14 protein-coding genes and 1 tRNA gene are annotated in these 13,102 nt (G+C 54.5%); 10 read left to right on the top strand and 5 right to left on the bottom strand.

Going from position 1 to position 13,102, the window contains the following annotated elements:
* Positions 1–159 precede the first annotated feature (159 nt).
* The gene (gene sdhE / locus N1249_RS18045) at positions 160–426 is read left to right on the top strand and encodes an FAD assembly factor SdhE (RefSeq protein WP_014071654.1); all 267 of its coding nucleotides are present in this window, start codon (positions 160–162) and stop codon (positions 424–426) included.
* Positions 407–817, top strand: coding sequence for a protein YgfX (locus N1249_RS18040; protein ID WP_014071653.1), 411 nt, complete (start codon positions 407–409; stop codon positions 815–817). The genes sdhE and N1249_RS18040 overlap by 20 nt, the downstream gene beginning before the upstream one ends.
* 5 nt (positions 818–822) lie before the next feature.
* Here the strand turns inward: N1249_RS18040 and fldB are convergent, their stop codons facing one another.
* Positions 823–1,344: a flavodoxin FldB gene (fldB, locus tag N1249_RS18035; protein ID WP_259831846.1), complete on the bottom strand. Its 522-nt coding sequence runs from the start codon at positions 1,342–1,344 to the stop codon at positions 823–825.
* A 101-nt stretch (positions 1,345–1,445) separates the two neighbouring features.
* On the opposite strand from fldB, the gene xerD reads away from it, so the two are divergent.
* The 5 genes from xerD (at position 1,446) to lysS (ending at position 7,539) form a co-directional block, all read left to right on the top strand.
* Entirely contained in the window at positions 1,446–2,342 is an 897-nt protein-coding gene (gene xerD / locus N1249_RS18030; RefSeq protein ID WP_259831845.1) for a site-specific tyrosine recombinase XerD, read from the top strand.
* Positions 2,343–2,370: 28 nt separating this feature from the next.
* Positions 2,371–3,084 (top strand): bifunctional protein-disulfide isomerase/oxidoreductase DsbC, encoded by a 714-nt coding sequence (gene dsbC / locus N1249_RS18025; protein ID WP_014071650.1) that lies wholly within the window; start codon positions 2,371–2,373, stop codon positions 3,082–3,084.
* Positions 3,085–3,089: 5 nt separating this feature from the next.
* Positions 3,090–4,823 (top strand): single-stranded-DNA-specific exonuclease RecJ, encoded by a 1,734-nt coding sequence (gene recJ / locus N1249_RS18020; protein ID WP_259831844.1) that lies wholly within the window; start codon positions 3,090–3,092, stop codon positions 4,821–4,823.
* A gap of 90 nt (positions 4,824–4,913) precedes the next feature.
* Positions 4,914–6,012 (top strand): peptide chain release factor 2 gene (prfB, locus tag N1249_RS18015; RefSeq protein ID WP_014071648.1). Its coding sequence is split into 2 segments (ribosomal slippage): positions 4,914–4,988 and positions 4,990–6,012, totalling 1,098 coding nucleotides; the frame shifts between segments, so codons are not numbered across the junction.
* A gap of 9 nt (positions 6,013–6,021) precedes the next feature.
* Positions 6,022–7,539, top strand: a complete 1,518-nt coding sequence (lysS, locus tag N1249_RS18010) for a lysine--tRNA ligase (RefSeq protein WP_126544965.1) — start codon at positions 6,022–6,024, stop codon at positions 7,537–7,539.
* A 48-nt stretch (positions 7,540–7,587) separates the two neighbouring features.
* On the opposite strand, the gene idi is transcribed toward lysS, so the two are convergent.
* From idi to N1249_RS17990, 4 genes are all read right to left on the bottom strand, one after another.
* Positions 7,588–8,130, bottom strand: coding sequence for an isopentenyl-diphosphate Delta-isomerase (gene idi, locus N1249_RS18005; RefSeq protein ID WP_259831842.1), 543 nt, complete (start codon positions 8,128–8,130; stop codon positions 7,588–7,590).
* Between the two features lie 70 nt (positions 8,131–8,200).
* Complete coding sequence (locus N1249_RS18000; RefSeq protein ID WP_014071645.1) at positions 8,201–8,917, bottom strand: DUF554 domain-containing protein; 717 nt, start codon at positions 8,915–8,917, stop codon at positions 8,201–8,203.
* A 16-nt stretch (positions 8,918–8,933) separates the two neighbouring features.
* Complete coding sequence (locus tag N1249_RS17995) at positions 8,934–9,518, bottom strand: UbiX family flavin prenyltransferase (RefSeq protein ID WP_259831841.1); 585 nt, start codon at positions 9,516–9,518, stop codon at positions 8,934–8,936.
* 11 nt (positions 9,519–9,529) lie between these two features.
* Complete coding sequence (locus tag N1249_RS17990) at positions 9,530–11,011, bottom strand: UbiD family decarboxylase (protein ID WP_259831840.1); 1,482 nt, start codon at positions 11,009–11,011, stop codon at positions 9,530–9,532.
* Between the two features lie 210 nt (positions 11,012–11,221).
* Between N1249_RS17990 and N1249_RS17985 the strand changes: the two genes are divergently transcribed.
* From N1249_RS17985 to N1249_RS17975, 3 genes are all read left to right on the top strand, one after another.
* Complete coding sequence (locus N1249_RS17985; RefSeq protein ID WP_259831838.1) at positions 11,222–12,130, top strand: LysR family transcriptional regulator; 909 nt, start codon at positions 11,222–11,224, stop codon at positions 12,128–12,130.
* 44 nt (positions 12,131–12,174) lie between these two features.
* Positions 12,175–12,921, top strand: a complete 747-nt coding sequence (gene actS, locus N1249_RS17980) for an amidase activator ActS (RefSeq protein WP_259831837.1) — start codon at positions 12,175–12,177, stop codon at positions 12,919–12,921.
* An 80-nt stretch (positions 12,922–13,001) separates the two neighbouring features.
* Positions 13,002–13,075: transfer RNA gene (locus N1249_RS17975), tRNA-Gly, on the top strand.
* Positions 13,076–13,102: the final 27 nt, after the last annotated feature.

The following is a 13,102-nucleotide window of genomic DNA, read 5'->3' as shown; positions in this document are numbered from 1 at the left end:
GCTTTCTTTATAGGGTTTATTCTGGAACCCTGCTCCGGGTTTGCAATATTCCAGTAAAGAAACGGTCAAAAACACGTTACACTAGCCAGAGTTCCCGGCAGAAATAAAGCATCCCGAACGGGACACCGACTGTGCCAAACGTAATGCAGGAAAAAGAACATGGATATTAACAACAAGGCCCGTATCCACTGGGCTTGCCGTCGCGGAATGCGTGAACTTGATATTTCCATCATGCCTTTCTTCGAATACGAGTACGACAGCTTAAGCGAAGACGATAAGCGTCTGTTCGTTCGCCTGCTTGAATCCGACGATCCTGATTTGTTCAACTGGCTGATGAACCACGGCAAACCCGCCGACACCGAGTTGCAACGGATGGTGCAATTAATTCAAACACGGAATCGGGAACGTGGTCCTGTGGCAATCTGATCTTCGCGTTTCATGGCGCTCGCAGTGGATGTCTTTATTGCTCCACGGCCTGGTCGCGGCATTTGTATTACTGATGCCGTGGCCGCTTAGCTATACCCCTCTCTGGCTGCTGTTACTGTCATTCGTGGTGTTTGACAGCGTGCGTAGTCAGCGCCGTATCAATGCCCGTCAGGGCGAAATCAAACTAATGATGGATTCACGCCTGCGCTGGCAGGGGAAAGAGTGGGAAATTATAGGCACGCCATGGATGCTCAGTTCCGGCATGATGCTCCGGCTGCGTAAGGTGGGCGGCGGACGTCGCCAGCACTTGTGGCTGGCAGCGGACAGTATGGATGAAGTGGAGTGGCGGGATCTGCGTCGGATGGTATTGCAACAACCGACGCAGGAATAGTGCGGTTAGCTAAACTTCTCGGCCATTTCACCCAGGATTTGCTCGCACCAGTTTTGTACACGCTCTTCGCTGAGGTCGTACTGGTTGGTTTCATCCAGCGCCAGCCCAACAAAAAGCTGCCCGTCGGCAATAATCGGTTTTTTGCTGGTGAACTCGTACCCTTCGGTCGGCCAGTAACCGATAAACGTCACGCCTTTCGGAGCCAGTTTATCGTGCAGCATTCCCAGCGCATCAAGGAACCACTCGCCATAACCTAACTGATCGCCCATCCCGTACATAGCAATGATTTTGCCGTCGAGGTTGACGGTATCAAGCTGATCCCAGATGGCTTCCCAGTCTTCCTGGATCTCACCGAAATCCCATGTCGGAATGCCAAGGATCAGCACATCGTACTGCTCCATCAGCGCGACCGCGTCATCTTTCAGGTTGTGCAACGTCACCAGTTCCGGGCCAATGATGTCACGAATTTTTTCTGCCGCCATTTCGGTGTAGCAGGTGCTGGAACCGTAGAACAGACCAATATTCATCGCGTAAATATCTCAATTCTTGCTTTGACTTTGCGCGTAGTGTACCAGAAACCAGTAGCAATCAGGCATAATGCGCGGATTGCAGAAACAAAGGGGCTGATGTGGAAAAGGATCTCGCACTCATTGAACAGTTTCTCGATGCGCTGTGGCTGGAGAAAAACCTGGCCGACAACACCATTAGCGCCTATCGACGTGACCTGACCCTGCTGGTGGAGTGGCTGGCGCACAGGGAATTGGGGCTTGAGAACGCGCAAAGCGATGACCTGCAAGGACTGCTGGCCGAACGCATTGAGGGCGGATACAAAGCAACCAGCTCCGCGCGCCTGTTAAGCGCCATGCGGCGGCTGTTCCAGCACCTTTATCGTGAGAAGATCCGTACCGACGATCCCAGTGCGATGCTGGCCTCGCCTAAGCTCCCGCAGCGCCTGCCTAAAGATCTGAGCGAAGCACAAGTTGAGAGATTATTACAATCGCCAGCAGTTGACCTGCCGCTGGAGTTACGCGATAAAGCCATGCTTGAGCTATTGTATGCTACCGGTTTGCGTGTTTCTGAGTTAGTCGGGCTGACGATGAGTGACATCAGCCTGCGTCAGGGCGTTGTGCGTGTGATCGGTAAAGGGAACAAAGAACGGCTGGTGCCGCTGGGAGAAGAGGCGGTGTACTGGCTGGAAACGTATCTGGAGCATGGCCGCCCGTGGTTGTTGAACGGCGTTTCTATTGATGTGCTCTTCCCAAGCCAGCGTGCGCAACAGATGACGCGGCAAACTTTCTGGCATCGCATTAAGCATTACGCCACACTGGCAGGTATCGATAGTGAAAAACTGTCGCCGCACGTTTTGCGTCATGCCTTCGCGACGCATCTGCTAAACCACGGCGCTGATTTACGCGTGGTGCAGATGCTACTTGGGCACAGCGATCTTTCAACGACGCAAATTTATACCCATGTCGCGACGGAACGCCTGCGGCAGCTTCACCAACAGCACCACCCACGCGCGTGAGTGCCGACGAATTGTAATAGGATTGAATATGAAAAAGTCTTTAGCGCTGTTCTCTTTGCTGGCAGCCTCTTTTACCGGTTTTGCTCACGCTGACGATGCCGCAATTAAGCAATCGCTGACCAAGCTTGGCGTGACCAGCAGCGATATCCAGCCTGCGCCAGTCGCCGGCATGAAAACCGTGCTGACCAACAGCGGCGTGCTGTACGTGACCGAAGACGGCAAACACATTATTCAGGGGCCAATGTATGACGTCAGTGGCGCACAGCCGGTGAACGTAACTAACCAGCTGTTGATGAAAAATCTGAACGCGCTCGAAAAAGAGATGATCGTGTATAAAGCGGCGCAGGAAAAACACGTCATTACTGTTTTCACCGACATCACCTGTGGCTATTGCCACAAGCTGCATGAAGAGATGAAAGACTACAACGCGCTGGGGATCACCGTGCGCTACCTGGCCTTCCCGCGTGCGGGCGTGCAGAGCCAGCCTGAGCAGGACATGAAGGCTATCTGGTGTGCGAAAGACCGCAACAAAGCGTTTGATGATGCCATGAACGGCAAAGGCGTTAAGCCTGCGTCCTGCGACATTGATATCGCTAACCACTACGCGCTGGGCGTGCAGTTTGGCGTGAACGGTACGCCTGCTATTGTGCTGAGCAATGGCTACGTTGTGCCAGGTTATCAGGGGCCGAAAGAGATGAAAGAGTTCCTCGACGCGCACCAGAAACAGTTTGGTGGTAACTAATCCGCGTGAAAGCACCCATCCAACTCCGCCGTCGTGAAGTGAATGAGAACGCAGATCTCCCTGCGGATATGTCACCGCTTTTACGTCGGCTTTATGCCAGCCGGGGCGTGTTAAACAGCGCCGATCTTGAACGCAGCGTGAAAGGGATGCTGCCCTGGCAGCAGCTGAGCGGCGTTGAAACCGCCACCGCGATGCTCTACGACGCGTTCCGTGAAGGGACGCGGATTGTGGTCGTCGGTGATTTTGATGCCGATGGCGCAACCAGCACGGCGCTGAGCGTGCTCAGCCTGCGCGCGCTTGGGTGCGATAACGTCACCTATCTGGTGCCTAACCGCTTTGAAGATGGCTACGGCCTGAGCCCGGAAGTGGTCGATCAGGCCCATGCGCTTGGCGCGCAGATGATCATGACCGTGGATAACGGGATCTCATCACACGCGGGTGTCGATCGTGCGCATGAGCTGGGGATCCCGGTGCTGGTTACCGATCACCATTTGCCGGGTGATATCCTGCCTGCCGCCGAGGCAATCATTAACCCCAACCTGCGCGACTGTGAATTCCCGTCCAAATCACTGGCCGGTGTGGGGGTGGCGTTTTATCTGATGCTGGCCCTGCGCACGCTGCTGCGTGAAAAAGGCTGGTTTGAAGCCCGCGGTATTGCGATGCCGAACCTGGCAGAGTATCTCGACCTGGTGGCGCTGGGCACCGTGGCGGACGTGGTGCCGCTCGATACCAATAACCGCATTTTGACATGGCAGGGGTTAAGCCGTATCCGTGCAGGCAAATGTCGTCCCGGCATTAAAGCGCTGCTGGAAATTTCCAACCGTGACCCGCTCAAGCTGGCGGCAAGCGATTTAGGCTTTGCTCTGGGGCCGCGACTGAACGCTGCCGGAAGGCTGGACGATATGTCAGTCGGCGTTGCGCTGCTGCTGTGTGACAACATCGGCGAAGCGCGGATGCTGGCAAACGAACTGGATGCGCTGAATCAGACCCGCAAAGAGATTGAGCAGGGGATGCAGGCCGAAGCGCTGACCCTGTGCGAAAAGCTGGAACGCAGCGGCGATACGCTGCCAGGCGGCCTGGCGATGTATCACCCCGAGTGGCATCAGGGCGTAGTGGGCATTCTGGCGTCGCGCATCAAAGAGCGTTTCCACCGCCCGGTGATCGCGTTTGCTCCAGCAGGGGATGGCACGCTAAAAGGCTCGGGCCGTTCGATTCAGGGGCTGCACATGCGCGATGCGCTGGAGCGCCTGGACACGCTTCACCCGGGGCTGATGATCAAGTTCGGCGGACACGCGATGGCGGCAGGTTTGTCGCTGGAAGCGACGAAGTTCGACGAGTTCCAGCGCCTGTTTGGTGAGCTGGTGACGGACTGGATCGACCCGTCTTTGTTGCAGGGTGAAGTGGTTTCCGATGGCGCGTTAACGCCCGCGGAAATGACCATGGACGTGGCGCAGATGCTGCGCGATGCAGGCCCGTGGGGGCAGATGTTCCCGGAACCTCTGTTCGATGGGCGTTTTCGCCTGCTGCAACAACGTATCGTTGGCGAACGTCATCTTAAGGTGATGGTCGAGCCGTCAGGCGGCGGCCCGTTGCTCGACGGGATTGCTTTTAACGTTGACACCACCATCTGGCCGGATAACGGCGTGCGTGAAGTCGAGCTTGCCTACAAGCTGGATATTAACGAGTTTCGCGGCAACCGTTCTCTGCAAATCATCATCGACAATATCTGGCCAATTTAGCGTCAGTAATCTCTATAAAAAAGGGCGTGGATTCGGTACAATCCCGCTCTTATCACCGCATTTTGACAAGTCCATAAAAGAAAACAGACCATGTTTGAAATTAATCCGGTAAAAAACCGCATTCAGGACCTCACCGAGCGCTCCGACGTTCTTAGGGGGTATCTTTGACTACGATGCCAAGAAAGAGCGTCTTGAAGAAGTAAACGCCGAGCTGGAACAGCCGGACGTCTGGAACGAACCTGAACGCGCACAGGCGCTGGGTAAAGAGCGTTCCTCCCTCGAAGCCATCGTAGATACGCTGGATCAAATGGCTCAGGGCCTGGAAGATGTTTCCGGTCTGCTGGAGCTGGCCGTCGAAGCCGACGACGAAGAAACCTTTAACGAAGCCGTAGCAGAACTCGACGTTCTGGAAGAGAAGCTGGCACAGCTTGAATTCCGTCGTATGTTCTCCGGCGAATACGATAGCGCCGACTGCTATCTCGATATCCAGGCGGGTTCTGGCGGTACAGAAGCTCAGGACTGGGCCAGTATGCTGACGCGTATGTACCTGCGTTGGGCTGAAGCGCGTGGTTTCAAAACGGAAATCATCGAAGAGTCCGAAGGTGAAGTCGCGGGCCTGAAATCCGTTACTATCAAGATTATTGGCGATTATGCTTACGGCTGGTTGCGCACCGAAACGGGCGTTCATCGCCTGGTACGTAAGAGCCCGTTCGATTCCGGTGGCCGTCGCCACACCTCTTTCAGCTCCGCGTTTGTCTACCCGGAAGTGAAAGATGATATTGATATCGAAATCAACCCAGCAGACCTGCGTATCGACGTGTATCGCGCGTCAGGTGCGGGTGGTCAGCACGTTAACCGTACGGAATCTGCGGTACGTATTACCCACATTCCTACCGGGCTGGTGACACAATGCCAGAACGACCGTTCCCAGCATAAGAACAAAGACCAGGCCATGAAGCAGATGAAAGCGAAGCTTTATGAACTGGAGATGCAAAAGAAAAATGCTGAGAAACAGGCGATGGAAGACAACAAGTCTGACATTGGTTGGGGCAGCCAGATTCGTTCTTACGTCCTTGATGACTCTCGCATTAAAGACCTGCGTACCGGGGTTGAAACCCGTAACACGCAGGCGGTGCTGGATGGCAGCCTGGACCAATTTATCGAAGCAAGTTTGAAAGCAGGGTTATGAGGAACCAACATGTCTGAACAACAAGCACAGGGCGCTGACGCGGTAGTCGATCTTAACAACGAACTGAAAACCCGCCGCGAGAAGCTGGCAGCACTGCGCGAGCAGGGCGTGCCGTTCCCGAACGATTTTCGTCGTGACCACACCTCAGACCAACTGCACGCTGACTTCGACGGCAAAGAAAACGAAGAGCTGGAAGCGCTGAACGTAGAAGTGTCTGTGGCTGGCCGTATGATGACGCGTCGTATCATGGGTAAAGCCTCTTTCGTGACCTTACAGGACGTTGGCGGCCGTATTCAGCTGTACGTTTCCCGTGACGATCTGCCAGAAGGCATCTACAACGAGCAGTTCAAGAAGTGGGACCTGGGCGATATCCTGGGCGCGAAAGGCAAGCTGTTCAAAACCAAGACCGGCGAGCTGTCTATCCACTGCACCGAACTGCGTCTGCTGACCAAAGCACTGCGCCCACTGCCGGACAAATTCCACGGTTTGCAGGATCAGGAAGCGCGTTATCGTCAGCGTTACCTGGATCTCATCTCTAACGATGAATCCCGCAAGACCTTCAAAATTCGCTCCCAGATCATGGCCGGTATCCGTCAGTTCATGGTTAACCGTGACTTTATGGAAGTGGAAACCCCAATGATGCAGGTGATCCCAGGCGGTGCGTCTGCACGTCCGTTCATCACGCATCACAACGCCCTGGACCTGGACATGTACCTGCGTATCGCGCCGGAACTGTACCTGAAGCGTCTGGTGGTGGGTGGTTTCGACCGCGTGTTCGAAATCAACCGTAACTTCCGTAACGAAGGTATCTCCGTTCGTCATAACCCAGAGTTCACCATGATGGAACTCTATATGGCGTACGCAGATTACAAAGACCTGATCGAGCTGACCGAATCCCTGTTCCGCACCCTGGCGCAGGACATTCTGGGCACCACTGAAGTGCCTTACGGTGAAGAAGTCTTCGACTTTGGTAAGCCGTTCGTTAAGCTGACCATGCGTGAAGCTATCAAGAAATACCGTCCGGAAACTGAGATGGCTGACCTGGATAACTTCGACTCTGCGAAAGCGATTGCAGAAAGCATCGGTATCAAGGTTGAGAAGAGCTGGGGTCTGGGCCGTATCGTGACCGAGATCTTCGAAGAAGTGGCAGAAGCGCACCTGATTCAGCCGACCTTCATCACCGAATACCCGGCTGAAGTGTCTCCGCTGGCGCGTCGTAATGACGTTAACCCGGAAATCACCGATCGCTTCGAATTCTTCATCGGTGGCCGCGAAATCGGTAACGGCTTTAGCGAGCTGAACGATGCGGAAGATCAGGCGCAGCGCTTCCAGGATCAGGTTGATGCGAAAGCCGCAGGCGATGACGAAGCGATGTTCTTCGACGAAGACTACGTGACTGCACTGGAACACGGCCTGCCACCAACTGCGGGCCTGGGCATTGGTATCGACCGTATGGTAATGCTGTTCACTAACAGCCACACCATCCGTGACGTGATCCTCTTCCCGGCTATGCGTCCGGTGAAATAAACCGTCAGGACGTAAAAAAAGCCCCGTGCGATTATCGCCGGGGCTTTTTTATTGTGCTGCGAACGCGTGAAGTGCGTCGCGGGCAGCGGTGGCTTCCATCACCATCCACGGGCTGAATGCCCACGGCGTTGCGTCCAGCGCGCGGAATAACGCTTCCAGCGCGACCCACTGGTATTCCATCACTTCGTCATGGTTGATGACGATGCCGGCAGTGACGCGTGCAGCATAAACCGGGCAGATCTCGTTTTCGACAATCCCGGAAGGATCGACCTCACGGTAGCGAAATTCAGGCGCGACGGCAGTAATGTCCGTAATCTCTGCACCCACTTCAAAGCGGCAGCGGCGGATAATGGCCTGCTCAGTCTCTTCACCAGATTGAGGGTGACCGCACACTGAGTTGGTCCAGACGCCTGGCCAGGCTTTTTTGCTCATGGCGCGCCGTGTCACCAGACATTCGCCTTTTGCATTAAACAGCCAGGATGAAAAGGCCAGATGCAGCGGGGTATGCGATGTGTGTGCGGCGTATTTCTCCTGAGTGCCAATTACCGCTCCCTGGTCATTTACTAAAATGACGTGTTCTTGAATGCTCATTATTGCTCCAGTACAAAGACCGCAGGTTAGGGCTATGCACCACCACCTGCGGCTTTATTATACGGCATTCTTATACGAACAGTTTGGCCCACAGAGCTGAAAAAGGCATGACCAGTATCAGACCGGGTAACATATTGGCCACCGGGAATGCCTTAATGTTGCAGATGCGAAGACCGGTCGCCACCATAATCAGCCCGCCCGCACAGGAGAAATCGGCCATCATATCAGGCGTGATCAGGTGCAGGATAAACACCGCGAGCGTGGCCAGTGCGACCTGCACAGCAATAAGCGGAATGCCGATAGTCATCACCGAGAAGCCGAGCATGGTCGCGAAGATAGCCGCCGTAAAGAGATCCAGCACCGTTTTGATGTAGAGAATAGACGGATCGCCGGTCATGCCTTCATGCATCGCGCCAAAAATCCCCGTTCCGCTGGCGCAGAACAGCACCAGAATGGCGACAAACTTCTCCGTAAATTCGTCATGCGATAGCCCCTGAACCGGCGGGAAAATACGGTTGATCAGCCCGCGAGTGGTTCCCGCCGCTTTGCCAATCTGTTTTTCCAGGAAGAAGAGTTCACCAATCACCGCGCCCAGCACCATGGCCAGAACCACGGCGGGCATAAACTTCACTTTGATAACCAGGTTGATGCCCAGGCCCACGGAGCAGAGGCCAAACGTTAACGGCAGCGCGGTTTTCACCCGGTCAGGGATGCGTGTCCCGACCAGAGAGCCCGCGAATCCACCCAGAATGACGGCCGCGCCATTCACATAAGGACCAATTAACATGATGTTTTCCTAAGTATTATTCTGTGTAGAGCAGGTTGCCTTCGCCCCAGCGCGGGATGTTTTTCACCTCCAGACCGAAGAGGTCCAGTGCGCGGCTGACGCTGTGGTGAATGATCTCATCAGCACTCTGCGGGCGCTGATAAAGCGCCGGAACCGGCGGGAAGATAATCCCGCCCATTTCCGTTACCGCGGCCATGTTGCGGATATGCCCAAGATTCAACGGCGTTTCGCGGGCCAGCAGTACCAGACGACGCCGCTCTTTCAGCACCACATCGGCGGCGCGGGTCAGCAGATTGTCCGTCAGACAGTGGGCCACTGCGCCAAGCGTTCGCATGGAGCAAGGGGCAACCAGCATTCCCAGCGTTTTAAACGAACCACTGGATATCGACGCCCCCAGATTGCTAATGGGATGAACGACATCCGCCAGCGCCATCACCTTATCGAGCTGATAGTCGGTTTCCAGTTCGCAGGTGCGCTCAGCTCCTCTGGACACCACCAGATGCACTTCCAGATCCAGAGGTTTCAGTAGTTCAAGCGCTTTAACACCGTACTGGAATCCCGATGCACCGCTGATCCCGATGATGATACGTTGTGTGGTCACGTTAACTCCTCTTACTCGAAGTCTGGCAGGAAGCGTTTCACATCAACCTCTTTGAATTTCGAACGTTCAAAGTGGTGTTTGAGGTGGAACGGTACGGTGCAGTCGAAAATGGTTTTGCACGACATCCCCTGCTGGAGAATGCTCGGGCTGTATTCCGGCACCTGTGACGGGTCGAGCGGATGGCAGCGCACGCCGGGAATGAATACGGTGTCCACATCGCCCTGGTAGCGGGTCTGCATCGCCCACATCACGTCGTCGCTGTCGAAAATATCCACGTCCTCATCCACCAGAATGACGTGCTTCAGTTCCGGGAATGCCGAAAACGCAAGCAGTGCCGCCTGGCGCTGGCGCCCTTCGTCTACGGCGGCCGCTTTCTTAAACTGCATGACCGCCAGTAACTTGCCACCGCCTGCGGAGTGGGCAAACACGTTCAGCAGTTTGCCCGGCATCGCGCGCTCAACCATATCGAGGATGCTGGCTTCCGTTGGGATACCGGCCATGTTCACGTGTTCCTCACCAGGCCCGACGGTAGTGCGCCAGATTGGGTTGTGGCGATGGGTAACAGCTTTTACCTTGATGACCGGGATCGCCTCTTTGGCTTCGCCGGTATAGCCCGGGAATTCCGGCATGGCTTTACCGGTGTTGGTGTTCTGATCTTCGCGCACGCGCACGTTTGGCAGCAGCTCGCCTTCAATAACGATTTCGGCATGGGCAATCGCTTTTTCATTGATGGTTTTGCACTGCACCATCTCAACCGCGTGGCCGCGTAACGCGCCCGCCACGCTCAGCTCGTCAAAGCCAAGCGGGGTGGTTGGCGGCTCGAAGCAGGCGGCAATCTCGATGGCCGGGTCAACGCCGATACTGATGGAAATGGGCAGCGGTTTACCTGCCGCTTCGGCCTTCATGCGAAACGCATCGATATGGCGGCCAGGGGTCAGCCACATAGAGAGCTCATCTTTGCTCTGTACGCAAAGACGGTGAATGGTGATGTCGGACTCGTGGGTTTCCGGGTCAGAGGCGTAGCACAATCCCATGGTGATATACGGGCCTGCATCCTCTTCGGTATTGGTTGGCGCTGGCAGGAGTTTACGCAGGTCGAAGCCTTCATCAGTGGCCAGATGCACCACTTCCTGGCAAACCGCGTTATCGCGTACGGCGACCGGTGAAATCGGGTTCTGCACGGAGTTTTTCAGCAGATGGCCGAGCTTTTCCGGCTCGCAGTTCAGAAAGTGGCTGACGCGTTTGCGTGAACCATTAAGACCAATCGCCACGCTGATATCGTGAAAGCCTTTTACCTTATTAAATACCATCACCGGGCCGTTTTTACGGGTCGGGCGCTGGCAAGTTCCGCCTGCGCCAACGTAACGGTAAACACCCGACAGTTCGGCATGAGGATCAACTTCAACGCTGGTTTCAACATATTCGCCCGGCAGCGTTTTTAATAACGCCAGCGCGGAACGCAGGTCATGAACATTGTTATCGCTATTTGACATGATGTATTCCATCTCAGGTAACAGTAATGGTTCTACGATATTGCGGCACCGTTATTCCGACAAATACCGTTTACCGGAGGCGAACCAGATCAAAAAGGTTTAATTTGCAGGTTTGTTATTAATGTTAAATAAATGAGATATGAGGAAAAACTTCCCCTTTGCGATATCGGGTGTGATACTGACAGGCGAAAAAGAGAAGGGGCGTTCACTATGGATCTGAAAAGGCTGCGTTATTTTTGCAAAGTGGTGGAGCAGGGCTCGGTGAGCCAGGCGGCGAAGTCGCTCAACATGGCGCAGCCGCCGCTCAGTAAACGCATTCAGGAGCTGGAAGAAGAATTACAGGTCGCGTTATTTACGCGTCGTGGAAATCGACTCGAACCGACGGAAGCTGGTTATTTTCTTTATCGTAAAGCCTGTGAAATATTACGCCAGATTGAAGATACCGCACGTGAAACAACAGAAATTGCGCAAAAAGATAAATTTCAGTTACGCATAGGGTTAACCCATCTTTTTCAGTCCTATTTTAAACCGCTGTTATTAGAACTATATCGCCGCCATCCTCATGCCGAAATTAACATATCTGTGTCGGATTCCAGCCATTTAGAGACACAGCTTAATGCCGGGACAATCGATGTCGCGCTTATTCAGCGACCTTATCGCAGTGAAGGGTTCGATTATGTTTCCTTCGACCCGATCAAGCTGGTGGCGGTGATTGCTAAATCCTGCCTGCCCGCACCGCCTGCCAACCCGTTTGATTACGCCGCGCTGGGTGATTTCCCACTGGTATTGCTGCACCGGGCAAAGGACTCCGGCACCTATGAGATGCTGATCGATCTGTTTCGCAAAGCGGGCGTGAACCCGAAAGTGATTATGCATATCACCCAGCCAGGCGTCATTCTGGACTGGCTGGAGTCGGGTTTGCAGGGCGCCACGCTGCTGCCTTCCTCTGAGGTGAATGCCCGTAAGCTCAGCCACTGTTATGTGGTGGATGTCTTTCCTTCGCCGCAGATTTTCTACCCGGCACTGGTGAAGTTACCCGCGATGCCCTATATGCCGGAAATGATGGAAATTATTGCCCACGGATATCCGTTTGCAGCAGCTGTTGGGCATCAGGATTGAGGCTGGTATCATAGTGCGCCATTTACGCTGACCGAGGATCCGTTTTGTTTGCAGGAAGCCTGACCAGAAACCCTATTATTGCCTTATCCCTTCTGACGCTAACGTTGCTGCTGGCGGGATGTTCGGGCAGTAAATCCTCCGATATGGGCGGCTATTCCGGGGCGGTGTACACCGTTAAGCGCGGGGATACGCTGTATCGAATTTCCCGCACAACGGGAACCAGCGTGAAAGATCTGGCGCGTCTGAATAATATCTCTCCACCTTACACCATCGAGGTGGGGCAGAAACTGAAGGTTAACGGCGGTTCTTCTACAGCCAAAAATTCCGCATCGTCCAAAACGAAAACGGCCAAAGTGACGCCATCTTACGCGGTGCCGCAATCGTCCTGGCCGCCGGTCGGACAGCGCTGCTGGCTCTGGCCTGCCAGTGGCAAGGTGGTGATGCCGTATTCAACGTCTGAGGGCGGAAATAAGGGCATTGATATCTCTGCGGCGCGCGGGACACCCGTTTATGCATCCGGTGCCGGAAAGGTGGTTTACGTCGGCGACCAGCTGCGCGGCTACGGTAATCTGATCATGATTAAGCATGGCGAAGATTACATTACCGCGTATGCGCACAACGACACTATGCTGGTGAACAACGGGCAGAACGTGAAAGCAGGGCAGAAGATTGCGACCATGGGCAGCACCGGGACGGACTCGGTGAAGCTCCACTTCCAGATCCGTTATCGCGCCACGGCCATCGATCCGCAGCGTTATCTTCCGGCACAGGGTAGCAAACCGAAATGCTAAGTGATTATTTAATCGCCACTTAGCTGTGCAGAGGCTTGTCTGAAAATGCGTAAGGTCTATAATGCTTTACGCACTTCAAAGCGGGTGTAGTTCAATGGTAGAACGAGAGCTTCCCAAGCTCTATACGAGGGTTCGATTCCCTTCACCCGCTCCATCACGTATTCATTTCACCCTTTTTTAT

Source organism: Enterobacter sp. CP102, assembly GCF_025152625.1.
GTDB lineage: Bacteria > Pseudomonadota > Gammaproteobacteria > Enterobacterales > Enterobacteriaceae > Enterobacter > Enterobacter soli.
This window is presented reverse-complemented; position numbering and strand designations above follow the sequence as displayed.

Coding starts and splice junctions, on each gene's coding strand:
- lysS (WP_126544965.1), top strand. CDS start 6,022: ATGTCTGAACAACAAGCACAGGGCGCTGACGCGGTAGTCGATCTTAAC.
- dsbC (WP_014071650.1), top strand. CDS start 2,371: ATGAAAAAGTCTTTAGCGCTGTTCTCTTTGCTGGCAGCCTCTTTTACC.
- sdhE (WP_014071654.1), top strand. CDS start 160: ATGGATATTAACAACAAGGCCCGTATCCACTGGGCTTGCCGTCGCGGA.
- idi (WP_259831842.1), bottom strand. CDS start 8,130: ATGAGCATTCAAGAACACGTCATTTTAGTAAATGACCAGGGAGCGGTA.
- N1249_RS17985 (WP_259831838.1), top strand. CDS start 11,222: ATGGATCTGAAAAGGCTGCGTTATTTTTGCAAAGTGGTGGAGCAGGGC.
- N1249_RS17990 (WP_259831840.1), bottom strand. CDS start 11,011: ATGTCAAATAGCGATAACAATGTTCATGACCTGCGTTCCGCGCTGGCG.
- N1249_RS18000 (WP_014071645.1), bottom strand. CDS start 8,917: ATGTTAATTGGTCCTTATGTGAATGGCGCGGCCGTCATTCTGGGTGGA.
- fldB (WP_259831846.1), bottom strand. CDS start 1,344: ATGAATATTGGTCTGTTCTACGGTTCCAGCACCTGCTACACCGAAATG.